21 protein-coding genes, 1 other RNA gene and 1 other annotated feature are annotated in these 24,114 nt (G+C 55.5%); of the genes, 18 read left to right on the top strand and 4 right to left on the bottom strand.

The annotated features are described in order from the left end of the window. Positions 1 to 126: 126 nt before the first annotated feature. From thrS to selO, 14 genes are all read left to right on the top strand, one after another. Positions 127 to 2,055: a threonine--tRNA ligase gene (gene thrS, locus EV102420_RS18225; protein ID WP_042394824.1), complete on the top strand. Its 1,929-nt coding sequence runs from the start codon at positions 127 to 129 to the stop codon at positions 2,053 to 2,055. A 3-nt stretch (positions 2,056 to 2,058) separates the two neighbouring features. Beyond that, positions 2,059 to 2,601 carry a translation initiation factor IF-3 gene (gene infC, locus EV102420_RS18220; RefSeq protein ID WP_072015308.1) on the top strand — a complete coding sequence of 181 codons (543 nt, stop codon included), beginning with the start codon at positions 2,059 to 2,061 and terminating at the stop codon, positions 2,599 to 2,601. 93 nt (positions 2,602 to 2,694) lie between these two features. Continuing rightward, positions 2,695 to 2,892, top strand: coding sequence for a 50S ribosomal protein L35 (gene rpmI, locus EV102420_RS18215; RefSeq protein WP_001124225.1), 198 nt, complete (start codon positions 2,695 to 2,697; stop codon positions 2,890 to 2,892). 172 nt (positions 2,893 to 3,064) lie between these two features. Next, positions 3,065 to 3,421, top strand: a complete 357-nt coding sequence (gene rplT / locus EV102420_RS18210) for a 50S ribosomal protein L20 (protein WP_042394821.1) — start codon at positions 3,065 to 3,067, stop codon at positions 3,419 to 3,421. 59 nt (positions 3,422 to 3,480) lie between these two features. After that, positions 3,481 to 3,604, top strand: a sequence feature (Phe leader region). After that, the gene (pheM, locus tag EV102420_RS22565) at positions 3,486 to 3,530 is read left to right on the top strand and encodes a pheST operon leader peptide PheM (RefSeq protein ID WP_001386830.1); all 45 of its coding nucleotides are present in this window, start codon (positions 3,486 to 3,488) and stop codon (positions 3,528 to 3,530) included. (Overlaps the previous feature by 45 nt.) 63 nt (positions 3,605 to 3,667) lie before the next feature. Next, complete coding sequence (gene pheS / locus EV102420_RS18205; protein ID WP_042394818.1) at positions 3,668 to 4,651, top strand: phenylalanine--tRNA ligase subunit alpha; 984 nt, start codon at positions 3,668 to 3,670, stop codon at positions 4,649 to 4,651. A 15-nt stretch (positions 4,652 to 4,666) separates the two neighbouring features. Then, complete coding sequence (gene pheT, locus EV102420_RS18200) at positions 4,667 to 7,054, top strand: phenylalanine--tRNA ligase subunit beta (protein WP_042394815.1); 2,388 nt, start codon at positions 4,667 to 4,669, stop codon at positions 7,052 to 7,054. A gap of 4 nt (positions 7,055 to 7,058) precedes the next feature. Further along, positions 7,059 to 7,358: an integration host factor subunit alpha gene (ihfA, locus tag EV102420_RS18195; RefSeq protein WP_006820203.1), complete on the top strand. Its 300-nt coding sequence runs from the start codon at positions 7,059 to 7,061 to the stop codon at positions 7,356 to 7,358. Positions 7,359 to 7,458: 100 nt separating this feature from the next. Then, the gene (gene btuC / locus EV102420_RS18190; RefSeq protein WP_042394811.1) at positions 7,459 to 8,439 is read left to right on the top strand and encodes a vitamin B12 ABC transporter permease BtuC; all 981 of its coding nucleotides are present in this window, start codon (positions 7,459 to 7,461) and stop codon (positions 8,437 to 8,439) included. Between the two features lie 141 nt (positions 8,440 to 8,580). Further along, on the top strand, positions 8,581 to 9,132 hold the full coding sequence (locus EV102420_RS18185) for a glutathione peroxidase (protein WP_042394808.1): 552 nt from the start codon (positions 8,581 to 8,583) through the stop codon (positions 9,130 to 9,132). A gap of 11 nt (positions 9,133 to 9,143) precedes the next feature. Further along, positions 9,144 to 9,881, top strand: coding sequence for a vitamin B12 ABC transporter ATP-binding protein BtuD (gene btuD, locus EV102420_RS18180; protein WP_042394805.1), 738 nt, complete (start codon positions 9,144 to 9,146; stop codon positions 9,879 to 9,881). Positions 9,882 to 9,958: 77 nt separating this feature from the next. Further along, entirely contained in the window at positions 9,959 to 10,423 is a 465-nt protein-coding gene (locus EV102420_RS18175) for a C40 family peptidase (RefSeq protein WP_042394802.1), read from the top strand. Positions 10,424 to 10,628: 205 nt separating this feature from the next. Continuing rightward, a complete protein-coding gene (locus EV102420_RS18170) occupies positions 10,629 to 11,339 on the top strand; it encodes an EAL domain-containing protein (RefSeq protein WP_042394800.1) in 711 nt (236 codons plus the stop codon). Positions 11,340 to 11,405: 66 nt separating this feature from the next. Beyond that, on the top strand, positions 11,406 to 12,848 hold the full coding sequence (selO, locus tag EV102420_RS18165) for a protein adenylyltransferase SelO (protein WP_042394796.1): 1,443 nt from the start codon (positions 11,406 to 11,408) through the stop codon (positions 12,846 to 12,848). Positions 12,849 to 12,884: 36 nt separating this feature from the next. Here the strand turns inward: selO and aroH are convergent, their stop codons facing one another. Both aroH and ppsR read right to left on the bottom strand, forming a co-directional pair. Continuing rightward, positions 12,885 to 13,931: a 3-deoxy-7-phosphoheptulonate synthase AroH gene (aroH, locus tag EV102420_RS18160; protein ID WP_042394793.1), complete on the bottom strand. Its 1,047-nt coding sequence runs from the start codon at positions 13,929 to 13,931 to the stop codon at positions 12,885 to 12,887. A 154-nt stretch (positions 13,932 to 14,085) separates the two neighbouring features. Further along, positions 14,086 to 14,919, bottom strand: a complete 834-nt coding sequence (gene ppsR / locus EV102420_RS18155) for a posphoenolpyruvate synthetase regulatory kinase/phosphorylase PpsR (protein ID WP_042394791.1) — start codon at positions 14,917 to 14,919, stop codon at positions 14,086 to 14,088. Positions 14,920 to 15,244: 325 nt separating this feature from the next. On the opposite strand from ppsR, the gene ppsA reads away from it, so the two are divergent. Further along, positions 15,245 to 17,620 carry a phosphoenolpyruvate synthase gene (gene ppsA, locus EV102420_RS18150; protein WP_042394788.1) on the top strand — a complete coding sequence of 792 codons (2,376 nt, stop codon included), beginning with the start codon at positions 15,245 to 15,247 and terminating at the stop codon, positions 17,618 to 17,620. A 222-nt stretch (positions 17,621 to 17,842) separates the two neighbouring features. Beyond that, positions 17,843 to 18,862 carry an MFS transporter gene (locus EV102420_RS18145; protein WP_042394786.1) on the top strand — a complete coding sequence of 340 codons (1,020 nt, stop codon included), beginning with the start codon at positions 17,843 to 17,845 and terminating at the stop codon, positions 18,860 to 18,862. 89 nt (positions 18,863 to 18,951) lie between these two features. Here the strand turns inward: EV102420_RS18145 and rprA are convergent. Together rprA and ydiK are read right to left on the bottom strand one after the other, a co-directional pair. Further along, positions 18,952 to 19,059, bottom strand: an RNA gene (rprA, locus tag EV102420_RS21645) — antisense sRNA RprA. A gap of 193 nt (positions 19,060 to 19,252) precedes the next feature. After that, complete coding sequence (gene ydiK / locus EV102420_RS18140; RefSeq protein ID WP_042394783.1) at positions 19,253 to 20,365, bottom strand: AI-2E family transporter YdiK; 1,113 nt, start codon at positions 20,363 to 20,365, stop codon at positions 19,253 to 19,255. A gap of 206 nt (positions 20,366 to 20,571) precedes the next feature. Here ydiK and ydiJ point away from each other — a divergent pair, with 206 nt between their 5' ends. Then, positions 20,572 to 23,628 (top strand): D-2-hydroxyglutarate dehydrogenase YdiJ, encoded by a 3,057-nt coding sequence (gene ydiJ / locus EV102420_RS18135; protein ID WP_042394780.1) that lies wholly within the window; start codon positions 20,572 to 20,574, stop codon positions 23,626 to 23,628. After that, complete coding sequence (gene menI / locus EV102420_RS18130) at positions 23,625 to 24,035, top strand: 1,4-dihydroxy-2-naphthoyl-CoA hydrolase (RefSeq protein ID WP_042394777.1); 411 nt, start codon at positions 23,625 to 23,627, stop codon at positions 24,033 to 24,035. Before ydiJ ends, menI begins: the two co-directional genes overlap by 4 nt. Positions 24,036 to 24,114: the final 79 nt, after the last annotated feature.

Here is a 24,114-nt window from a genome sequence, read left to right as displayed (position 1 = left end):
AGCCTGTTTTCTGTACAAGTTTGTCAGAGTGAAGACGAAACCTGCTTTAAGTCGTTGATAATAATTTGAAAATAGTTTTGTATGTGACCTTTCGTGTGGGTCACCACTGCAAATTAAGGATCCTACATGCCTGTAATTACCCTTCCTGACGGCAGCCAACGCCAGTTTGATCGCCCCGTTAGTCCTATGGATGTTGCCCTTGATATCGGCCCTGGCCTGGCGAAAGCCTGCATCGCCGGTCGCGTTAACGGCGAGCTGGTGGATGCCAGCGATCTTATCGAAAACGATGCGCAGCTGGCGATCATTACCGCCAAAGATGAGGATGGGCTGGAAATTATCCGCCACTCCTGCGCGCACCTGTTAGGTCATGCCATCAAACAGCTGTGGCCCCATGCTAAAATGGCCATCGGTCCGGTTGTTGATAACGGCTTCTACTACGATATCGATCTTGACCATACGCTGACCCAGGAAGATATCGACGCGCTCGAAAAACGTATGCACGCGCTCGCCGAGACGAACTACGACGTCATCAAGAAAAAAGTAAGCTGGCACGAAGCACGTGAAACCTTCGTTGCGCGTGGCGAAAGCTATAAAGTTACCATTCTTGATGAAAATATTGCCCATGATGACAAGCCCGGCCTGTATCATCATGAAGAGTACATCGACATGTGCCGCGGTCCGCACGTGCCGAACATGCGCTTCTGCCATCACTTCAAACTGATGAAAATTGCAGGGGCCTACTGGCGCGGCGACAGCAACAACAAGATGCTGCAGCGTATCTACGGCACGGCGTGGGCAGATAAAAAAGCGCTTAATGCCTATCTGCAGCGTCTGGAAGAGGCCGCGAAACGCGATCACCGTAAAATTGGTAAGCAGCTCGACCTGTATCACATGCAGGAAGAGGCACCGGGCATGGTTTTCTGGCATAATGATGGCTGGACTATCTTCCGTGAGCTGGAAACGTTTGTTCGCTCCAAGCTGAAAGCGTACCAGTATCAGGAAGTAAAAGGCCCGTTCATGATGGACCGTGTGCTGTGGGAAAAAACCGGCCACTGGGACAACTACAAAGATGCGATGTTCACCACCTCGTCTGAGAATCGTGAGTACTGCATCAAACCCATGAACTGCCCTGGCCACGTGCAAATTTTTAATCAGGGTCTAAAATCGTACCGCGACCTGCCATTACGTATGGCAGAGTTTGGTAGCTGCCACCGTAACGAGCCATCGGGCGCGTTGCATGGCCTGATGCGTGTACGCGGCTTCACTCAGGATGACGCCCACATCTTCTGTACAGAAGAGCAGGTGCGTGATGAAGTGAACGCCTGTATTCGTATGGTCTACGATATGTACAGCACCTTTGGCTTCGAGAAGATCGTCGTCAAACTCTCCACTCGTCCGGAAAAGCGTATCGGCAGCGACGAGATGTGGGATCGTGCTGAGGCGGATTTAGCAGTCGCGCTGGAAGAGAACAACATCCCGTTTGAGTATCAGGTGGGTGAAGGCGCGTTCTACGGTCCGAAAATTGAATTTACGCTGTATGACTGCCTCGATCGTGCATGGCAGTGCGGAACGGTACAGCTGGACTTCTCTCTGCCGTCTCGTTTGAGCGCCTCCTATGTGGGCGAAAACAACGAGCGTCAGGTGCCAGTGATGATTCACCGCGCCATTCTTGGGTCTCTGGAGCGCTTTATCGGCATCCTGACCGAAGAGTTTGCGGGCTTCTTCCCCACCTGGCTTGCGCCGGTGCAGGTAGTTGTGATGAACATTACCGATTCTCAGGCCGATTACGTTAACGAATTGACGCAGAAACTACAAAATGCGGGCATTCGTGTAAAAGCGGACTTGAGAAACGAGAAGATAGGCTTTAAAATCCGCGAGCACACTTTACGTCGTGTCCCTTATATGCTGGTTTGTGGTGACAAAGAGGTTGAGGCCGGCAAAGTAGCCGTGCGTACCCGTCGTGGTAAAGACCTGGGTAGCCTGGACGTAAATGATGTTATCGAGAAGCTGCAACAAGAGATTCGCAGCCGCAGTCTTCAACAACTGGAGGAATAAGGTATTAAAGGCGGAAAACGAGTTCAAACGGCGCGTCCGAATCGTATCAATGGCGAGATTCGCGCCACAGAAGTTCGCTTAACAGATCTGGAAGGCGAGCCGCTTGGCATTGTGAGTCTAAGAGAAGCTCTGGAAAAAGCTGAAGAAGCCGGGGCAGATTTAGTTGAAATTAGCCCTAACGCCGAGCCGCCCGTTTGCCGTATAATGGATTACGGCAAGTTCCTCTATGAAAAGAGCAAATCTTCTAAGGAACAGAAGAAGAAGCAAAAAGTTATCCAGGTTAAGGAAATCAAGTTCCGACCTGGTACAGATGAAGGCGACTATCAGGTAAAACTCCGCAGCCTGATTCGCTTTCTCGAAGAGGGCGACAAGGCCAAGATCACACTGCGTTTCCGCGGTCGTGAGATGGCCCACCAACAGATCGGTATGGAAGTGCTTAACCGCGTGAAAGAAGATCTGGTTGAACTGGCAGTGGTCGAATCCTTCCCTACGAAGATCGAAGGCCGCCAGATGATCATGGTGCTTGCTCCGAAGAAGAAACAGTAAGGCCATCAAGTAATCATACCTGTGGGCCACAAGCTCACGGGTCTGGTTCGCCTTTGTTTCGTTTATTAACAATGCGAAGTGGAAATTATTAAAATGCCAAAGATTAAGACCGTACGCGGTGCTGCTAAGCGCTTTAAAAAAACCGGTAAAGGTGGTTTTAAGCACAAGCACGCTAACCTGCGTCATATTCTGACCAAAAAAGCTACCAAGCGTAAACGTCACCTGCGTCCGAAAGCCATGGTTTCTAAAGGCGATCTGGGCCTGGTCATCGCGTGCCTGCCGTACGCATAAGTCGTTTACCTTTTAACCTTTTTAACGCCCAATAGATTTCGCATTGTCGCCAGGCGGCAACTGAATGAATCCCTGAGCTTACTGAAGTAAGTGACTGGGATGAATGAAGGCAGCCAACACCGCGAGAATGTGAAAGATGAAGGGCATAACAGAATAGATACAGGAGAGCACAATGGCTCGCGTAAAACGTGGTGTAATTGCACGTGCACGTCACAAGAAAATTTTGAAACAAGCTAAAGGCTACTACGGTGCGCGTTCACGCGTATACCGCGTTGCCTTCCAGGCTGTTATCAAAGCTGGTCAGTACGCTTATCGTGACCGTCGTCAGAAAAAGCGTCAGTTCCGTCAACTGTGGATTGCGCGTATCAACGCAGCAGCACGTCAGAACGGTATTTCTTACAGCAAATTCATCAACGGCCTGAAAAAAGCCTCTGTTGAAATCGACCGTAAGATCCTGGCTGACATCGCTGTATTCGACAAAGTGGCATTCGCTGCCCTGGTCGAAAAAGCGAAAGTAGCTCTGGCTTAAGCCAGTTAGAGAGAGGGAGCCTGGCTCCCTCTTTTTATTCCTTTCCACACAAGGTAACGCAAGCATGAATGCTGCTATTTTCCGCTTCTTTTTTTACTTTAGCACCTGATCCCAGGGGGCTTGCGCGTGAAAGAAGAAACGAAAAACAGCGCCAGAAAGCCTCCCCAGGGAGGCTTTTTTTATGCCTGTATGTAAAAAATATGAGATCACCATAACGGTGTCTGCACCGACATAATGAGGAAAACCATGTCACATCTCGCAGAGCTGGTTGCCAACGCCACGGCAGCCATTAACGAGGCTTCAGATATTGCCGCATTAGATAATGTGCGCGTTGAATATCTGGGCAAAAAAGGGCAGCTGACCCTTCAGATGACAACCCTGCGTGAGCTGCCGCCTGAAGAGCGTCCAGCCGCCGGTGCGGTGATTAACGAAGCGAAAGAGCAGGTACAGCAGGCGCTCAACGCCCGCAAAGAGTCCCTTGAGAGCGCCGCGCTGAACGCACGTCTGGCAGCAGAGACGATTGACATCTCTCTGCCGGGCCGCCGCATCGAGAACGGTGGTCTGCATCCGGTTACCCGCACCATTGACCGTATTGAGAACTTCTTTGGTGAGCTGGGCTTTACCGTGGCAACCGGTCCGGAAATCGAGGACGACTACCACAACTTTGACGCCCTGAACATTCCGGGACATCACCCGGCGCGCGCTGACCATGACACCTTCTGGTTTGATGCTACCCGTCTGCTGCGCACCCAGACCTCTGGCGTGCAGATCCGTACCATGGAAAACCAGCAGCCGCCCATCCGTATTATCGCTCCGGGCCGTGTCTATCGTAACGACTACGATCAGACCCACACCCCGATGTTCCACCAGATGGAAGGGCTGATCGTTGATAAAAACATTAGCTTTACCAATCTAAAGGGCACCCTGCACGACTTCCTGAACAACTTCTTTGAGGAAGATCTGCAGGTCCGTTTCCGTCCGTCCTACTTCCCGTTTACCGAGCCTTCCGCTGAGGTGGACGTAATGGGTAAAAATGGCAAATGGCTAGAGGTGCTGGGCTGCGGCATGGTGCACCCGAACGTGCTGCGCAACGTGGGCATCGATCCAGAAGTGTACTCTGGCTTCGCGTTTGGCATGGGCATGGAGCGTCTGACCATGCTGCGCTATGGCGTTACCGACTTACGCGCGTTCTTCGAAAACGATTTGCGTTTCCTTAAACAGTTTAAATAAAGGCAGGAAAAAATAATGAAATTCAGTGAACTGTGGTTACGCGAATGGGTTAACCCGGCGGTCGATAGCGAAGCGCTCTCCGATCAAATTACGATGGCAGGCCTGGAAGTTGACGGCGTTGACGCCGTGGCCGGCAGCTTTAACGGCGTTGTGGTGGGCGAAGTGGTCGAGTGCGGTCAGCACCCGAACGCCGACAAACTGCGCGTGACTAAGGTTAACGTTGGCGGCGAGCGCCTGCTCGATATCGTCTGTGGCGCGCCAAACTGCCGTCAGGGGCTGAAGGTTGCAGTAGCGACCATCGGCGCGGTGCTGCCGGGTGATTTCAAAATCAAAGCCGCCAAGCTGCGCGGCGAGCCGTCTGAAGGGATGCTCTGCTCCTTCTCCGAGCTGGGTATTTCCGACGATCACAGCGGGATCATCGAGCTGCCAGCGGATGCACCGATCGGCACCGATATTCGCGACTACCTGAAGCTTGATGATAATACCATTGAGATCAGCGTAACCCCGAACCGTGCCGACTGCTTAGGGATTATCGGCGTAGCGCGCGACGTGGCCGTGCTGAACGCGCTGCCGCTGACCGAGCCTGAGATTGCTCCGGTGGCCGCAACGATTAACGATACGCTGCCTATCCGCGTTGATGCCGCCGACGCCTGCCCGCGTTACCTGGGCCGCGTGGTGAAAGGTATCGACGTCACCGCGCCAACCCCGCTGTGGATGCGTGAGAAGCTGCGTCGCTGCGGCATCCGCTCTATCGACGCGGTGGTCGACGTCACTAACTTCGTCCTGCTGGAGCTGGGTCAGCCGATGCACGCCTTCGATCTGGGCCGCATTGAGGGTGGGATCGTTGTTCGTATGGCGCAAGAGAACGAGACGCTGGTACTGCTCGACGGTAGCGAAGCCAAGTTGCAGTCCGATACGCTGGTCATTGCTGACCACAACAAAGCCCTGGCCATGGGCGGTATCTTTGGTGGCGAGCACTCTGGCGTGAATGGCGAAACGCAGGACGTACTGCTGGAGTGCGCATTCTTCAGCCCGCTCTCTATTACCGGTCGCGCCCGTCGTCACGGTCTGCATACCGATGCCTCCCACCGCTATGAGCGTGGCGTTGACCCGGCGCTGCAGTACAAAGCGATGGAGCGTGCGACGCGCCTGCTGCTGGATATCTGCGGCGGTCAAGCCGGTCCGGTTATCGATGTGACCAACGAGGCCGCGCTGCCGAAGCGTGCCACCATCACTCTGCGCCGCAGCAAGCTGGATCGCCTGATTGGCCACCACATTGCTGACGAGCAGGTAGGCGACATTCTCCGCCGCCTGGGCTGTGAAGTGACTGAAGGTCAGGATGAGTGGCAGGCCGTGGCCCCAAGCTGGCGTTTCGATATGGAGATCGAAGAGGACCTGGTGGAAGAGGTGGCCCGCATCTACGGCTACAACAACATTCCTGATTCACCGGTGCAGGCAGGTCTGATTATGGGCAGCCACCGCGAAGCGGACCTGTCGATGAAGCGGGTGAAAACCATGCTGATCGACAAAGGCTACCAGGAGGTGATCACCTACAGCTTCGTGGATCCGAAACTGCAGCAGCTGATCCATCCAGGCGAAGAGGCGCTGATCCTGCCAAGCCCTATCTCCAGCGAAATGTCGGCCATGCGCCTGTCGCTGTGGACCGGCCTGCTGGGGACGGTGGTCTATAACCAGAACCGTCAGCAGAGCCGCGTACGTATCTTTGAGACCGGTCTGCGCTTTGTGCCCGATACTCAGGCCAACCTGGGGATCCGTCAGGATGTGATGCTGGCCGGTGTTATCACCGGTAGCCGCTACGAAGAGCATTGGAACCTGGCAAAAGAGAGCGTCGATTTCTATGATTTAAAAGGCGATCTGGAATCCGTTCTCGATCTCACCGGCAAGCTGGCCGACATTCAGTTTAAAGCGGAAGCCAATCCGGCTCTCCATCCGGGCCAGTCCGCCGCGATTTATCTGAAAGGCGAACGTATTGGTTTTATTGGGGTTGTGCATCCTGAGCTGGAACGTAAACTGGATCTGAACGGTCGGACGCTGGTGTTTGAGATCGAGTGGAACGCCATTGCAGACCGCGTTATATCGCAGGCGCGGGAGGTTTCACGCTTCCCGGCAAACCGTCGCGATATTGCGGTTGTGGTCACAGAAAACGTCCCCGCAGCAGATGTTTTGGCTGAGTGTAAGAAAGTTGGCGTAAATCAGGTAGTTGGCGTAAACTTGTTTGATGTGTACCGCGGCAAGGGCGTAGCGGAGGGCTATAAGAGCCTCGCTATCACCCTGATCCTTCAGGATACCGGCCGTACACTCGAAGAAGAGGAGATTGCCGCTACCGTTGCCAGATGTGTAGAGGCATTGAAAGAGCGATTCCAGGCATCATTGAGGGATTGAACCTATGGCGCTTACAAAAGCTGAAATGTCAGAATATCTGTTTGATAAGCTTGGGCTTAGCAAACGGGATGCCAAAGAGCTGGTAGAGCTATTTTTCGAAGAGATCCGTCGCGCTCTGGAAAATGGTGAGCAGGTAAAACTCTCCGGTTTTGGTAACTTTGATCTGCGTGATAAGAACCAACGCCCGGGACGTAACCCGAAAACGGGCGAGGATATTCCCATTACAGCCCGGCGCGTGGTGACCTTCAGACCCGGACAGAAATTGAAAAGCCGTGTCGAAAACGCTTCGCCCAAAGCAGAGTAATCTGAACTAACCAAAAAGGCCGCCCGTGCGGCCTTTTTTCTTTTCTCTGGCCGCGCTGCATCTTAAAATCACGTCCACGACGTTAAGCAGGATGGATCCTATGCTCGCACTTGCCCACCAACAGACCCAACGCCACGCCCGCTGGCTTGGCGGACTTATACTCCTTCTGCTGCTTGCTATCGTGGTAAGCCTCTGCGCAGGCGATCAATGGATTGCGCCTGGCGACTGGCTCAGCCCACGCGGGCAACTTTTTGTCTGGCAGATCCGTCTACCCAGAACCCTTGCGGTGGTGCTGGTCGGTGCGGCGCTGGCGCTGTGCGGCACGCTGATGCAGGCGCTGTTTGAAAATCCGCTGGCGGAGCCGGGGCTGCTCGGCGTCTCCAACGGCGCGGGCGTGGGCCTGATTGCCGCCGTGATGCTGGGGCAGGGGGCGTTACCTACCTGGGCGCTCGGCCTGTGCGCTATTGCCGGAGCGCTAATCATTACGCTGATCCTGCTGCACTTTGCCCGCCGTCACCTCTCCATTAGCCGCCTGCTGCTGGCGGGCGTTGCATTGGGCATCATCTGCAGTGCGCTAATGACGTGGGCCATCTACTTCTCGACCTCGTTCGATCTACGCCAGCTGATGTACTGGATGATGGGCGGATTTGGCGGCGTAGACTGGCAGCAGGGGTGGCTGATGCTGGCGCTGCTGCCAGTCATGGCCTGGGTTTGCCTGCAGTCGCAGCCGCTGAATATGCTGGCGCTGGGGGAAACCTCTGCTCGCCAGCTCGGCCTGCCGCTGTGGTTCTGGCGCAACGTGCTGGTGGTCGCCACCGGTTGGATGGTCGGGGTCAGCGTAGCGCTGGCGGGAGCGATCGGTTTTATCGGCCTGGTGATCCCCCATATCCTGCGTCTCTGCGGCCTGACCGACCATCGCGTGCTGCTGCCCGGCTGCGCGCTGGCAGGGGCAAGCGCGCTGCTGTTTGCGGATATCGTCGCCCGCCAGGCGCTTAATGCGGCAGAACTGCCTATTGGGGTGGTCACCGCCACGCTAGGCGCACCGGTGTTTATCTGGCTGCTGCTGAAGGCGGCGCGGTAATATCTCCACCGCACCGCACTTAACTCCCTATCGCGAAGAAACTTTTACGATAAAATTGCGCATGAGTAGACGTCGTCATATTGTCTATTATTAAAGGCCAGCGACTGAACCGCTGGCGCGTTTGATAACTAAGGGGATGCTATGCAACACGATATTCTGAACACTGATGTGACGACGATTGATGGCGAGAAGACCACGCTTGCAGATTATCAGGGCAAGGTGCTGCTGGTGGTCAACGTGGCGTCTAAATGCGGCCTGACGGCACAGTATGAGCAGCTGGAGAACATTCAAAAGGCCTGGGCGAAAGACGGTTTTGTGGTGCTCGGCTTCCCGTGCAACCAGTTTTTAGGCCAGGAGCCGGGCAGCGAAGAGGAGATCAAAACTTTCTGCAGCACCACCTATGGCGTTACCTTCCCGATGTTCAGCAAAATTGACGTTAACGGTGAGGATCGTCATCCGCTCTATCAGAAGCTGATCGCCGCTGCGCCCACTGCCGTTGCGCCGGAGAGCAGCGGATTTTACGAGCGTCTCGCCAGCAAAGGGCGTGCGCCGCTCTATCCCGACGATATCCTGTGGAACTTTGAAAAATTCCTGATTGGCCGTGATGGGCAGGTTGTCCAGCGCTTTGCGCCGGATATGACGCCGGAAGATCCTATCGTGATGGAAGCCATCAAGCTGGCATTAGCAAAATAGTGAAAGCATTAATGACGCTACAGGATGTAGCGGAATCCGGCAGGCTGGGGCCCGTTACGGCCACGGTCAATGCCGGAGAAATCCTGCATCTGGTGGGGCCAAACGGAGCCGGAAAAAGTACCCTGCTGGCACGGATGGCGGGCCTGGCGAGCGGGCCGGGCAGCATCACGCTTAACGGCACGCCGCTCGATGGCTGGCACGCTACCGCGCTGGCCCGGCGTCGCGCCTACCTTGCTCAGCAGCAAACGCCGCCCTTTGCCATGCCGGTGTGGCACTATCTGACCCTGCACCAGCCCGATCGCGGCCACACTGCGCTACTGCATGACGTCGCCGGTGCGCTGGGGCTCGATGATAAGCTCGGGCGCAAGGCAAACCAGCTGTCGGGAGGCGAGTGGCAGCGGGTGCGTCTGGCCGCAGTAATTTTGCAGATCCATCCGGCGGGTAATCCCGAGGGGCAATTGCTGCTGTTGGATGAGCCGATGAACAGTCTGGACGTGGCCCAGCAGGCGGGGCTCGACCGCCTGTTAAATGCGCTCTACCAGGCGGGAATTACCGTGGTGATGAGCAGCCACGATCTGAATCATACCCTGCGCCATGCTCACCAGGCCTGGCTGCTGCGCAACGGTAAGCTGATTGCCAGCGGCCCGCGCGATAGCGTGCTAACGCCGCCCAGGCTGGCTCAGGCTTACGGTATGCCTTTTCGCCGACTTGACGTTGAGGGGCATAGCGTACTTATTTCTACGCTGTAAACACAGAGCATATTGCGCGGCGCTTTCCCGCCACGCTACATTACTGGAAAAATAATAAAGCAGAGGATCCGCCCCGCATGCGCCTATGGTTTCTTTTCGCCGCCGTGCTTTTTTTAGCAGGATGTAGCCACCACCGGGCCCCACCGCCGAATCCACGGCTGGCAGACTCGATCACCGTTATCGCCAATCTTAACGATCAGCTTAGCCACTGGCGAGGCACACCGTACCGATACGGTGGTATGAGCCGGGGTGGCATTGATTGTTCTGGCTTTGTACTGATGACCTTCCGGGATCGGTTTGATCTGCGCCTGCCCCGGGAGACGCGCCAGCAGGCCAGGATCGGCACCGAGATAGACAAAGATGACCTCTTGCCGGGGGACCTGGTGTTCTTTAAAACTGGGTCAGGGGAGAGCGGCCTGCACGTGGGGATCTACGATACCGATAACCAGTTTATTCATGCCTCTACCAGTCGTGGGGTGATGCGTTCCTCGCTTGATAACGTCTACTGGCGTAAAAAGTTCTGGCAGGCGCGCCGAATTTAACCGGCAATAATCTGTGTTGGGCTAATAAAAAACGGAGCTATCAGGCTCCGTTTTTTATTAAATAATACTAATTAATGAGCCCACTAATAGTTATCAACTATTGTATTAATCCAGTTTTATCTGGTGGCGCTTATTGCCTTCCCAGGATAATCTTGAATGCTGGCTAAGGATAGTCTTATTCATTTCTGGATTAGGTATACGGATAATGATTATATCACTCGATAAAACCTGGCGCTCAGAGCTGCTTTTCAATCCGGCACGTAATGCCGAGGGCGAATTGCAGGGACTGGAGATCGTCGTTAACTTTGTAGGCGTCAACCGTGAGGCTCAGGCGTCCGCAGAGCTGATTTTGCCTCACTTAACACCACAGCAGTCCGAAATGCTATTTATTGAACAACTTCACTTGTTAAGCGTATGTCAGCATTTCTTTATTCAGCATCAGATTGCCGCATGGATTAATATTACACCAGCAGTTGTAGAAAGATTGTTAAGAGATGATGATTTAGCAGCATCTGTTAATCGGTATCCGTTTATTGAGCTTATGGTTAATGAGAATTATCTTAACTTAAATAATGAAAGTGAGAATAGTTCGCTGTCCCAATTAAGCAGTAGATATCCGCTTGTGCTGGCGAATTTCGGCGCAGGAGCGGCCTCTACCCGAGCCGTATTTGATGGTCTTTTTGCTCGCGTTAGGCTGGATAAACATTTTGTTTCCCAGCGCCTCAAATCGCCATCGTTTCAGCCTTTTATGCAGGCTATTATCACCCAGGTTGAACCCTACTGCCGTTCAGTCATGATTGCGGGGATAGATAGCGAGCAGACGCTGAAGAAGGTGATGCCGTTTGCCTTTAGCGCCATGCAGGGAGGCCTGTGGCCGCCGGTGCTCCCGGAGCAGATTACCGAGCTGGTGAGGTGATACCCGCGCACTCTGCCTGTGTTTATTCCTCCTGATACCTTCTACACTACAGTAAAAGGAGGATCCATGACCCTTACGTTTACCACACACTGGCGCGATGAGCTGCCGGGATTTTACACCTCGCTTTCCCCTACGCCGCTGCGCAACGCGCGCGTGCTATGGCATAACGCGGCGCTGGCCCAGGATCTGGGCGTACCCGATGCGCTCTTTACCCCTGCGGAAGGGGCGGGCGTCTGGGGCGGTGAAACGCTGCTGCCGGGTATGTCCCCGCTGGCTCAGGTCTACAGCGGCCATCAGTTTGGCGTCTGGGCGGGACAGCTGGGCGACGGCCGCGGCATTTTGCTTGGGGAGCAACTGTTGGCCGATGGCAAAACCGTCGACTGGCACCTTAAGGGGGCCGGACAGACGCCTTACTCCCGCATGGGTGATGGACGCGCCGTGCTGCGCTCGACCATTCGTGAAAGCCTGGCGTCGGAGGCGATGCACTACTTGGGGATCCCCACCACCCGGGCGCTGGCGATAGCGACCAGCGATACGCCCGTGGCGCGGGAAACCACCGAGCAGGGTGCCATGCTGATGCGCATTGCCGAAAGCCATCTGCGTTTCGGTCATTTCGAGCATTTCTACTACCGCCGCGAGCCGGAGAAGGTTCGCCAGCTGGCAGATTTCGCCATTCGTCACCACTGGCCGCATCTTGCTGATGAGAGCGACAAATATGTGCTCTGGCTGCGGGATGTGGTAGCGCGTACCGCGACGCTGATCGCACAGTGGCAGGCGGTCGGTTTTGCTCATGGCGTCATGAATACCGACAACATGTCGATTCTTGGCCTGACCATCGACTATGGCCCGTTCGGCTTCCTGGATGACTATCAGCCCGGTTTTATCTGTAACCACTCCGACTATCAAGGGCGCTACCGTTTTGATAATCAGCCTGCGGTCGGCCTGTGGAATCTCCAGCGCCTTGCCCAGACGCTATCGCCCTTTATTGATGTTGATACGCTGAACAGCGTGCTGGATGAGTATCAGCAGGTGCTGCTGGAGCAGTACGGGAAGCTCTTGCGCAGCAAGCTAGGGCTGTTCACCGAGCAGCGCGGCGATAACGAGCTGCTAAACACGCTTCTTGCTTTGATGGCGCGGGAGGGCAGCGACTATACCCGCACGTTCCGCATGCTGAGTACCACCGAGCAGCACAGCGCCAGCTCGCCGCTGCGTGACGAGTTTATCGATCGCGGGGGATTTGATGCCTGGTTTAGCACCTACCGTATACGGTTGCAGGGCGAACAGATTGACGATGCCGAGCGCCAGCGGCAGATGAAAAGCGTTAACCCGGCGCTGGTACTGCGTAACTGGCTGGCCCAGCGCGCTATCAGCGATGCCGAGAAGGGCGATACCCAGGAGCTAGAGCGGTTGCACCAGGCACTACGCGATCCCTTTAGCGATCGTAGCGATGACTATGTCAGCCGTCCGCCGGACTGGGGCAAACATCTGGAAGTGAGCTGTTCAAGCTAAAAGAGCGTGCCCGCCGCCGCGGTGGCGGGCAGAATGTCAGAAGCGCGAGGCCACCGCGGCGGAGAGCTTCTCCACCAGCACGGTCGTATCTTCCCAGTGGAGGCACGGGTCGGTAATAGATTGCCCATAGGTCAGCGGCTGGCCGGCAACAATCTTCTGCGTTCCTTCCTGCAGGAAACTTTCTGCCATGATCCCGGCAATGGCCGTCGAGCCGTTACGGATCTGCTGGCAAACGTCGTCACACACCTCTAGCTGGCGGCGATGCTGCTTCTGGCAGTTGCCGTGGCTGAAATCCACCACCAGATGCTCGGGCAGAGAGAACTCGCTCAGCGTATCGCAGGCTTCGGCAATCGCCTCGGCGTGGTAGTTAGGCGTTTTCCCGCCGCGCATAATAATATGTCCGTAGGGATTGCCGCTGGTCTGGTAGATTGTCATCTGGCCATTTTTATCCGGCGACAGGAACATATGGCTCGCCCGCGATGCACGAATAGCGTCAACCGCGATGCGGGTGTTGCCATCCGTACCGTTTTTGAAGCCTACCGGGCAGGAGAGCGCCGACGCCATCTCACGGTGGATCTGGCTCTCCGTGGTGCGCGCCCCGATGGCCCCCCAGCTGATAAGATCGGCAATAAACTGTCCGGTCACCATATCGAGAAACTCGGTGGCGGTGGGAACGCCCAGCTCATTCACTTGCAGCAGCAGCTTCCGCGCCAGCTCCATGCCGTGATTAACCCGGTAGCTGCCGTTGAGATCCGGATCGGAGATCAGACCCTTCCAGCCCACGACGGTGCGCGGTTTCTCAAAATAGGTACGCATGACAATCTCCAGCGTATCCTGATGCTTTTCGCGCAGCGCCTGTAACCGGCGAGCATACTCAAGCGCGGCATCAAGATCGTGGATGGAGCAGGGGCCGACGATCACCAGCAGACGGCGATCTTCACCATTTAAAATTTTCTCAATTCGCCGACGCGAAGCGTTAACATGTTCCGCAATCTGTCGCGAGACAGGATACCGCTCGGCCAGTTCGGCTGGCGTCACCAGGCTATCAATGCGCGCAGTGCGGAGTTCATCAGTTTTGTTCATGACTTATCTCAGAAATAGGCGGCTTCAACGGCAAAAGTGCCGGAAGTAATGGGCATCACGATAAACCAATCCTTGATGTTTTCAAGTATGAGGGTGATGCACATCACAATTCTGCGGGCAATGATAGCGGAAAATGACGCGCTGTACTAGCTGATTAGTACATGCTGCGATTCAGCTTCATGATATCGAGGATCTTGGTGGCAATCTCCTCAACCGAATAGTTGGTGCTATTCAGGTAGGGAATATTGTTTTTACGATACAGGGCCTCTACCTCGGCTAGCTCCAGCCGACACTGACGCATGGAGGCGTAGCGGCTGTTCTCTACGCGCTCCTCACGGATCGCCGCCAGACGTTCGGCGTTAATCGTCAGGCCAAATAGCTTATGCTGCAACGGCTTTAAGGCAGCGGGGAGCACCAGGTTATCCATATCATCGGCAATAAAGGGATAGTTAGCGGCGCGAATGCCAAACTGCATCGCCAGATAGAGGCTGGTAGGCGTTTTACCGCAGCGGGACACCCCCAGCAAGATGACCTGCGCCTGCTCCAGGTTACGCATTGAGATGCCATCATCATGAGCGAGGGTGTAATCAATGGCCGCGATTCGGGCATCGTACCGCGTCAGGTTTCCCGGATTGAGTCCGTGGGTGCGGTGGGTGATCGGAGTAGGATCGAGCTTAAGCTCCTGCTGGAGCGGGGCCACCAGCGCCTGAACGATATCCTGGCAGAAGCCCTGACTCTGGGTAATGATGCTGCGGATCTCCGGGGTCACAATAGAGTAAAAGACCAGCGGGCGCACACCTGTCTGCTGGAAAATGGCGTCAATCTGCTCCTTGACGGCATTGGCACGCTGGACGTTTTCCACGAACGGCAGCGTGATGCTGTGAACGGCGACGGGAAACTGCGACATAACCGCATGCCCGAGAACCTCTGCCGTAATGGCCGTGCCGTCAGAAATATAAAACACCTGGCGATCCACTGAATTTTCCATTTTTATCCCCCCATAGCATGATGGTGTTAGAGCCTGAATTAATTTATGTACCATACTACTGCGCCACTCGCATCTATAAAAAATGAAATGGTGTTTTTATTTTTACTGAAATGTGCATTTCACTTTTCTTTTTCGTATGTAGAACGGCTTTCAATAAGAGTGCAAACAAATCATGAGGTTACAAAATTGCGTGAAACTGTCCGAAAAATAGAAAAATAAATTTGCTTGAACGATTCACCGTTTTTTTAAGCGAGCCAGGTATGCCAGGATAAATAGGTACGTCAGGAGTTATTAACTCAATCATATATCAAAAAAGGATTGTCCGATGTCCAACAATGGCTCGTCACCGCTGGTGCTCTGGTATAACCAACTCGGGATGAATGATGTTGACCGCGTGGGAGGCAAAAATGCTTCCCTGGGTGAGATGATCACCAATCTGTCTGAAACGGGGGTATCGGTCCCTAACGGATTCGCCACCACGGCGGAGGCTTTTAATCAGTTTCTTGACCAAAGCGGCGTCAACCAGCGTATCTATGAGCTGCTGGATCACACGGACATTGATGACGTTGGCGAACTGGCGAAGGCCGGAACGCAGATCCGTCAGTGGATTATTGATACCCCTTTCACGCCAGAGCTGGAACAGGCGATCCATGACGCCTATAACCAGCTCTCGGAAGGCGATGCCGAAGCGTCGTTTGCCGTGCGCTCCTCCGCCACGGCAGAAGATATGCCGGATGCCTCCTTTGCCGGCCAGCAGGAAACCTTCCTCAACGTTCAGGGCTACGATGCGGTGCTGGTGGCGGTGAAACACGTTTTTGCCTCGCTGTTTAACGATCGCGCTATCTCTTATCGCGTGCATCAGGGCTATGACCACCGTGGCGTGGCGCTCTCCGCTGGCGTACAGCGCATGGTGCGCTCTGATTTAGCCTCCTCCGGCGTCATGTTCTCTATCGATACCGAATCCGGCTTCGATCAGGTGGTGTTTATCACCTCTGCCTGGGGCCTTGGCGAAATGGTGGTGCAGGGAGCCGTTAACCCGGACGAGTTTTACGTGCACAAGCCGACGCTGGCAAACGATCGCCCGGCCATCGTGCGTCGTACCATGGGATCGAAAAAGATCCGTATGGTCTATGCGCCAAGCCAGGAGCACGGCAAGCAGGTGCGCATTGAAGACGTGCCTGAGGCCGATCGTGACGTGTTCTCGTTGACCGATGATGAAGTTCAGGCGCTGGCGAAGCAGGCGGTGCTGATTGAGCAACACTATGGTCGCCCGATGGATATCGAGTGGGCCAAAGATGGCCATACCGGCAAACTGTATATTGTGCAGGCCCGCCCGGAAACCGTGCGTTCCCGTGGTCAGGTTATGGAGCGCTATACGCTTCATGACCAGGGTAAAGTGGTTGTTGAAGGCCGGGCTATCGGCCACCGCATTGGCGCAGGACCGGTGAAGGTCATCCACGACATTAGCGAAATGAACCGCATTCAGCCCGGCGACGTGCTGGTAACGGACATGACCGACCCGGACTGGGAACCGATCATGAAAAAAGCGGCGGCCATTGTCACCAACCGCGGCGGACGTACCTGCCATGCGGCGATCATCGCCCGCGAGCTTGGCATTCCGGCCGTCGTGGGCTGTGGTGACGCCACCGACCGCATTCGCGACGGCGAAAAGGTTACCGTCTCCTGTGCTGAAGGCGATACCGGCTATGTCTATGCCGAGATGCTCGACTTCAGTATAAAAAGCTCCAGCGTTGACACCATGCCTGATCTGCCGCTGAAGATCATGATGAACGTCGGCAACCCGGATCGCGCCTTTGACTTCGCCTGCCTGCCAAACGAAGGCGTAGGCCTGGCGCGTCTGGAGTTCATCATCAACCGCATGATCGGCGTCCATCCGCGGGCGCTGCTGGAGTTTGACGATCAGACGCCAGAGCTGCAAAAAGAGATCCGCGAGATGATGAAGGGCTACGACTCGCCGAAGGCGTTCTATGTCGGTCGCCTGAGCGAAGGGATTGCCACCCTTGGCGCGGCGTTCTGGCCGAAGCGTGTCATCGTGCGCCTCTCTGATTTTAAATCCAACGAATATGCCAACCTGGTGGGCGGGGAGCGCTACGAGCCGGAAGAGGAGAACCCGATGCTCGGCTTCCGTGGCGCGGGCCGCTATGTCTCTGACAGCTTCCGCGACTGCTTTGCGCTGGAGTGCGAGGCGGTGAAACACGTGCGTAACGATATGGGCCTGACTAACGTCGAAATTATGATCCCCTTCGTGCGCACCGTTGACCAGGCAAAAGCGGTAGTAGACGAGCTGGCGCGTCAGGGCCTGAAGCGCGGTGAAAACGGGCTGAAGGTGATCATGATGTGCGAGATCCCGTCCAACGCCCTGCTGGCGGAGCAGTTCCTGGAGCACTTTGACGGCTTCTCCATCGGCTCGAACGATATGACGCAGCTGACTCTGGGCCTCGATCGCGACTCCGGCGTGGTCTCAGAACTGTTTGACGAGCGCAACGAGGCGGTAAAAGCGCTGCTGTCGATGGCGATCCGCGCGGCGAAAAAAGAGGGCAAGTACGTAGGTATCTGTGGTCAGGGCCCCTCCGACCACGAGGACTTTGCCGCCTGGCTGATGGAAGAGGGGATCGACAGCCTGTCGTTGAACCCGGATACCGTGGTTCAGACCTGGCTGAGCCTCGCTGAAATCAAGTAAAACGTTATCGCTTTCTTAAAGCCTCCCCACCGGGGAGGCTTTTTTATTCGTTACAGATTTGTATTTGGTCGAAAGAATTTCTGCTGATGTGACGACACCTTGGTTTATTTATCCATCCCGAACTACCCTTACAGAGGCTAAAGCTGAAGCCATTCCAGCTCTATTTTTTTTAACCGTCGAAAATTGCGACATAAGCCGTAAGGTTATAAGGGAGAAGAAAAGATGGCCGATCAACATGTACATGTCCGAAACGATTACGATGACATATATACGCCGGGTAGAGGCGTTCCCCTAAAACGTATTTCATGGAGTGCAGTGTTTGCCGGCGTCATTATTTCAATGGTGCTCTACCTGATCCTTTCTATTCTCGGCACCGCGATTGGTGCCAGCACTATCGATCCTCTGGAAGAGCAAGATCCGCTGGGGGGTATCGGCATGGGCGCGGCCATCTGGACTGGCTTGAGCATGCTGATCGCCATTGCCGCAGGGGCCTATGCCAGCGGCAGGCTGGCACAGCGAGAAGGAGCCTTGCATGGTCTGCTGATGTTTGGCGTCAACACTATTATTAGCGCCTGGTTCGTCGTTATGCTGGCCAATAGCGCGGTCACCGGCGCCATGAATATATTAGGGGCGGGTTTACAGGCGGTAGGCAGTGGCGTCACGGCAGTTGCCCCGTCGGTTAAGGATATGGCGAAAGAGAAGCTCGCAGAGAACAATATTAATCTCGACAGCTTACAGGATGAGCTTGAAACAATGCTACGACAGACCGGGAAACCGGAACTGCAGCCAGAGGCGCTGCAAAATCAGGCGCAGAATGAAGCGAATAATGCCCAGAACCAAGCGGCAGCAACGGCTAACACGCCGCAGACGGCTGATACCGATGTCGCTGGTTTTATTAAAGGCTTAATCGACAGAAATCAGAGCACCTTCCAGGCAGCCGACCGTGAAGCGCTGAAAAATATTATTCAGGCGCGTACCGGTAAATCTGATGCCGAAGCGGAACAGATTGTTGCCCAGACGGAAAAAAGCTATCAGGAAGCGCGGGCGAAATTTGACGAGCTGAAAGCGCAGGCGGAGCAGAAAGCCCGTGAAGCAGGTGAGAAAGCGGCAGCCGCTACGGCTAAAGCGAGCTGGTTCACCTTCTTTATGCTGCTGATTGAAGCGGTACTGGCAGGTGCGATGGGTATGGTAGGACGTCGTACCCAGCCGCGTCAGGTAACGGCGAATGAGCGTCGCAGATAATATCGATGGTTAATTACGCATAAAGCCAGGCTTCGGTCTGGCTTTTTTTATGCTTATTTTCAGTACAGCTTTCGGCACGGGAATTTAGCTTAAAAAAAAGCCCATCGTGGGAGATGGGCAAAGACTACACACAGCAATTCGTTGTTTCACTCAGGGGATTTCCATGCTTATAAATCAAAGCCTTGATTTATAACCGTGCCTTAATAGTAGGCATCCCCTAATTTTGAGTCGATCAGATTCGTCTCAATAGTTAATAATAAGTAACGATTTTGCGACAGGGAAAATGAGAGATATAGCGTATATAACGGGTTGCGCGGTCTGACCAGAAAGGAAATATTAATAATTGATAAGCAGGGCTTAATAGTAAAGCGGGTTTCCCCGCTTTATTGATTATTTATTATGCACTTCGCGCGTGTTCACCTTTTCCAGCAGATTATCGTCAATGTTGCCAGGCGCAGGGACTTCTTGAACCCAGGCATCAAAAAGACGCCATGAGACGGCGAGCAGTACCGGACCGATAAACAGGCCAATCATGCCAAAGGCGATGAGCCCGCCAATGACGCCCGAGAGGATAAGAATCAACGGCAGATCGGCCCCCATGCGAATGAGCACCGGACGGATGACGTTATCCAGCGTACCGACTACGCAGCTCCAGACCAGCAGCACCGTGCCCCAGGTGGTATCTCCGCTCCAGTAAAGCCAGATAATGGCCGGAATCAGCACCGGCAGGGGACCAATCTGTACCAGACAGGAGAGGATCATCACCACCGTAAATAGCGTCGGATAGGGTACGCCGCTGATTGCCAGCCCAATGCCGCCCAGCACCGCCTGCACCAGCGCGGTAACGACCACGCCGAGTGCCACGGCGCGAATGGCCTGGGCTGCCAGCAGCACAGCGGTATCACCCCGCCTGCCCGCCAGACGCGTAGCGAAATGGCGGATACCCTGAGCGACCCGCTCACCGCGCCAGAACAGTAGGGCGCTGAACAGGAGCATCAGCGCACAGTGCATCATAAAGCGTCCAATGTGCGCCGCCTGGCCGACAAACCAGGTCGTGGTGGCACCTAAATAGGGCCGCACCTTGGCCATAATCGCGCTACCCCCCATATCCAGCAGATTATGCCAGCCGAGATAGAGGTTACTGCCTATCAGCGGAATGCTCTTAAGCCAGGCTAAATCCGGCGGCGTCAGGTCGCCGGAGCTAATCGCACGGATCACCGGGCCGCTGCCGTCAACAAGGCTGTTAACCAGCAGGGCAATAGGAATAACAAATACCAGGATTAAGATTAGCGTCATGCACAGCACCGCCAGGGAACGACGGCCCGCCAGCACGCGCTGGAAGCGTAAAAACAGCGGCCACGTGGCAATGACGATAGTACCCGCCCATGCAAAGCTAAGGATGAAGGGTTGCACTATCCATAAACACGCAACAATCATCACGGCTAAAAACAGCACCGAGAGCAGGATCTGAGCCACATCCCCGGACTGACGACTAGTGATCATAAGATCTATCCACCTTTTTTTATTCGCCGAACCGTCGGCGCAGCATTTGATTAATACAAGAATACGGCTGTGAATTTCAGCGCATTTTGCCTGCGCTATTTTGCCCGTAATTCACATGGGCGTAGCGTAAAAAAATGTGATACAACGATAAACCACAACGCAAACGATACACTTACAACATTAACAGTCAGGCAGGGTCAACGGTAATGATCCCACAGATTTCTCAAGCACCCGGCGTCGTTCAGCTGGTGCTCAATTTTTTGCAGGCACTGGAGCAACAGGGTTTTACAGGTGATACCGCCACGGATTACGCCGACCGGCTAACCATGGCCACCGATAACAGCATTTACCAGCTTCTCCCCGATGCGGTGGTGTTCCCCCGTTCTACCGCCGATGTCTCGCTGATCACCCGCCTTGCGGGTGAGGCCCGCTTCCAGTCGCTGGTCTTCACGCCGCGCGGCGGCGGTACGGGCACCAACGGCCAGGCGCTCAACCACGGCATTATTGTCGATCTCTCTCGCTATATGAACCGCATCCTTGAGATCAACCCTGAAGAGGGGTGGGTGCGGGTAGAAGCGGGCGTGATCAAGGATCAGCTGAACCAGTTTTTAAAACCGTACGGCTTCTTCTTTGCCCCGGAGCTTTCCACCAGCAACCGCGCCACGCTGGGCGGCATGATCAATACCGACGCCTCCGGGCAGGGATCGCTGGTCTACGGTAAAACCTCTGACCACGTGCTCGGCGTGCGAGCCGTGCTGCTGGGCGGCGATCTGCTGGATACGCAGCCGGTATCGCTGGAGCTGGCGCGTACGCTTGGGCAGGCGCAAACGGCACAGGGGCGGATCTACAAAACGGTTTATGACAGCTGCTTCGATAATCGTCAGCTTGTTATCGATAAGTTTCCCAAGCTCAACCGCTTCCTGACCGGCTACGATCTGCGCCACGTCTTCAATGATGAGATGACGACCTTCGATCTCACCCGCATTCTAACCGGATCGGAGGGCACGCTGGCTTTCATTACCGAGGCGCGGCTGGATATCACGCCGCTGCCGAAGGTGCGTCGGCTAGTCAACGTCAAGTATGACTCCTTTAACTCGGCGCTACGTAACGCGCCGTTTATGGTTGAGGCTCAAGCGCTGTCGGTTGAGACCGTTGACTCTACGGTGCTTAACCTGGCGCGGGAGGATATTGTCTGGCACTCCGTGCACGATTTAATTACCGATGTGCCGGATAAAACCATGCTGGGGCTGAACATCGTTGAGTTTGCTGGCGATGATGGCGAGCTGATTGACGCTCGGGTCAATGCGCTTTGCCAGCGTCTGGATGAGCTGATCGCTGTTCAGGAGGGCGGAGTGATTGGCTGGCAGGTATGCAGCGATCTGGCGGGAATTGAACGTATCTACGCGATGCGTAAAAAAGCGGTCGGCCTGCTGGGGAATGCCAAAGGCGCGGCGAAGCCGATACCCTTTGCAGAAGATACCTGCGTGCCACCGGAGCACCTGGCGGACTACATCGTTGAGTTTCGTGCCCTGCTCGACAGTCACGGACTCAACTACGGCATGTTTGGCCACGTGGATGCGGGAGTGCTGCACGTGCGTCCGGCGCTGGATATGTGCGACCCGCAGCAGGAGATGCTGATGAAAAGGATCTCCGACGAGGTGGTGGCCCTGACGGCGAAGTATGGCGGCCTGCTCTGGGGTGAGCACGGCAAGGGCTTCCGGGCGGAGTACAGTCCGGCATTCTTTGGCGAGCAGCTCTATGGCGAACTGCGCAAGGTGAAAGCCGCGTTCGATCCGCAGAACCGACTCAATCCGGGTAAAATCTGCCCGCCGGCGGGCCTTGATGCGCCGATGATGCAGGTCGATGCCGTAAAGCGCGGCACCTTTGACCGGCAGATCCCTATTAGCGTGCGCGCCTCATGGCGTGGCGCGATGGAGTGCAACGGCAACGGGCTGTGCTTTAACTTTGACGCCAAAAGCCCGATGTGCCCGTCGATGAAAATCACCAGCAACCGGATCCACTCTCCTAAAGGCCGGGCCACGCTGGTACGCGAATGGCTGCGGCTGCTGGCGGATCGCGGTATCGATCCCATCAAGTTAGAGAAGGAGCTGCCGGGAAAACGCGCCAGTCTGCGAGGGCTGATCGAACGGACCCGCAACAGCTGGCATGCCCGTCACGGCGAGTATGACTTCTCGCACGAGGTGAAAGAGGCGATGTCCGGCTGTCTGGCGTGCAAAGCCTGCTCTACCCAGTGCCCGATTAAAATTGACGTGCCGGAGTTTCGCTCGCGCTTCCTGCAGCTTTATCACACTCGCTATCTGCGTCCGCTCAGCGACCACGTTATCGCCAGCGTCGAGAGCTATGCGCCGCTGATGGCCCGAGCGCCGAAAACCTTTAACTTCTTTATGAGCCAGCCGTGGGTGCGTTCTCTGTCGGCTACCCATATTGGGATGGTGGATCTGCCTCTGCTGTCGGTGCCTTCTCTGCAACAGCAGATGGTGGGGCACCGTTCGGCAAACATGACCCTCGACGAGCTGGAGCAGCTTAGCGAGGAAGAGCGCGCGAAAACGGTGCTGGTGGTGCAGGATCCCTTTACCAGCTACTACGACGCGCAGGTAGTGAGCGATTTTGTCCGTCTCGTTGAGAAGCTGGGCTACCAGCCGGTGGTGTTGCCGTTTTCACCGAACGGTAAGGCGCAGCATATTAAAGGCTTCCTGACGCGCTTTGCCAAAACCGCGCAGAAAACCTCTGACTTCCTGACGCGCGTGGCGCAACTAGGTATGCCGATGGTGGGCGTCGATCCAGCGCTGGTGCTCTGCTATCGCGATGAGTACAAGCAGACGCTAGGGGACAAGCGCGGGGAGTTCAACGTTCAGCTGGTGCACGAGTGGCTGCCCGGTGCGCTGGCCTCTCATGAGGCTCAAGCGCCTGGCGGCGAGGCATGGTATCTGTTTGGCCACTGTACTGAGGTCACCGCGCTGCCGGGGGCGCCTGCACAGTGGGCAACTATTTTTGCTCGCTTTGGCGCTAAGCTTGAAAACGTCAGCGTTGGCTGCTGTGGGATGGCCGGAACCTATGGCCACGAGATGAAGAATCACGCTAACTCGCTGGGCATCTACGAGCTCTCCTGGCATCAGGCCATGCAGCGTCTGCCGCGCAATCGCTGCCTGGCGACGGGCTACTCCTGCCGCAGCCAGGTGAAACGCATCGAGGGTAGCGGCGTGCGCCATCCGCTACAGGCCCTGCTGGAGATAATGGGATGATCTGGAAACGTACGGCTACCCTCGACGCGCTAAACGCGATGGGCGAGGGCAATATGGTAGGACTGCTGGATATCCGTTTCGAGCGCATCGGTGACGATGTGCTTGAGGCCTCAATGCCCGTCGACGCCCGCACGCATCAGCCGTTTGGCCTGCTGCACGGCGGCGCGTCGGTGGTGCTGGCGGAAACCCTCGGTTCGGTGGCAGGTTATCTCTGCACCGAGGGCGAGCATAGGGTGGTAGGGATTGAGATCAACGCTAACCATATTCGCGCCGTACGCAGCGGCCGAGTACGCGGCGTTTGCGCCGCGCTGCATACCGGCGGGCGGCACCAGGTCTGGCAGATTGAGATCTTCGACGAGAAGAATCGGCTGTGCTGCTCATCGCGGCTGACCACCGCCGTGGTTTAAGAAAATGGGTAGATCAATGTTGTTAAGTCCGCAAGGTGATTATTTAAAATCGTGATACACTAGACGATATTGAATCTCC

Origin of the sequence: Pseudescherichia vulneris NBRC 102420 (genome assembly GCF_000759795.1) — a bacterium.
Classification (GTDB): Bacteria; Pseudomonadota; Gammaproteobacteria; order Enterobacterales; family Enterobacteriaceae; genus Pseudescherichia; species Pseudescherichia vulneris.
The sequence above is the reverse complement of the archived record's forward strand: the minus strand, read 5'-3'. Positions and strand labels throughout refer to the sequence as shown.

Coding starts and splice junctions, on each gene's coding strand:
- EV102420_RS18185 (WP_042394808.1), top strand. CDS start 8,581: ATGCAACACGATATTCTGAACACTGATGTGACGACGATTGATGGCGAG.
- rplT (WP_042394821.1), top strand. CDS start 3,065: ATGGCTCGCGTAAAACGTGGTGTAATTGCACGTGCACGTCACAAGAAA.
- btuC (WP_042394811.1), top strand. CDS start 7,459: ATGCTCGCACTTGCCCACCAACAGACCCAACGCCACGCCCGCTGGCTT.
- EV102420_RS18175 (WP_042394802.1), top strand. CDS start 9,959: ATGCGCCTATGGTTTCTTTTCGCCGCCGTGCTTTTTTTAGCAGGATGT.
- ppsR (WP_042394791.1), bottom strand. CDS start 14,919: ATGGAAAATTCAGTGGATCGCCAGGTGTTTTATATTTCTGACGGCACG.
- pheS (WP_042394818.1), top strand. CDS start 3,668: ATGTCACATCTCGCAGAGCTGGTTGCCAACGCCACGGCAGCCATTAAC.
- pheT (WP_042394815.1), top strand. CDS start 4,667: ATGAAATTCAGTGAACTGTGGTTACGCGAATGGGTTAACCCGGCGGTC.
- EV102420_RS18170 (WP_042394800.1), top strand. CDS start 10,629: ATGATTATATCACTCGATAAAACCTGGCGCTCAGAGCTGCTTTTCAAT.
- EV102420_RS18145 (WP_042394786.1), top strand. CDS start 17,843: ATGGCCGATCAACATGTACATGTCCGAAACGATTACGATGACATATAT.
- btuD (WP_042394805.1), top strand. CDS start 9,144: ATGACGCTACAGGATGTAGCGGAATCCGGCAGGCTGGGGCCCGTTACG.
- ppsA (WP_042394788.1), top strand. CDS start 15,245: ATGTCCAACAATGGCTCGTCACCGCTGGTGCTCTGGTATAACCAACTC.
- aroH (WP_042394793.1), bottom strand. CDS start 13,931: ATGAACAAAACTGATGAACTCCGCACTGCGCGCATTGATAGCCTGGTG.
- rpmI (WP_001124225.1), top strand. CDS start 2,695: ATGCCAAAGATTAAGACCGTACGCGGTGCTGCTAAGCGCTTTAAAAAA.
- ydiK (WP_042394783.1), bottom strand. CDS start 20,365: ATGATCACTAGTCGTCAGTCCGGGGATGTGGCTCAGATCCTGCTCTCG.
- ihfA (WP_006820203.1), top strand. CDS start 7,059: ATGGCGCTTACAAAAGCTGAAATGTCAGAATATCTGTTTGATAAGCTT.
- menI (WP_042394777.1), top strand. CDS start 23,625: ATGATCTGGAAACGTACGGCTACCCTCGACGCGCTAAACGCGATGGGC.
- thrS (WP_042394824.1), top strand. CDS start 127: ATGCCTGTAATTACCCTTCCTGACGGCAGCCAACGCCAGTTTGATCGC.
- selO (WP_042394796.1), top strand. CDS start 11,406: ATGACCCTTACGTTTACCACACACTGGCGCGATGAGCTGCCGGGATTT.
- ydiJ (WP_042394780.1), top strand. CDS start 20,572: ATGATCCCACAGATTTCTCAAGCACCCGGCGTCGTTCAGCTGGTGCTC.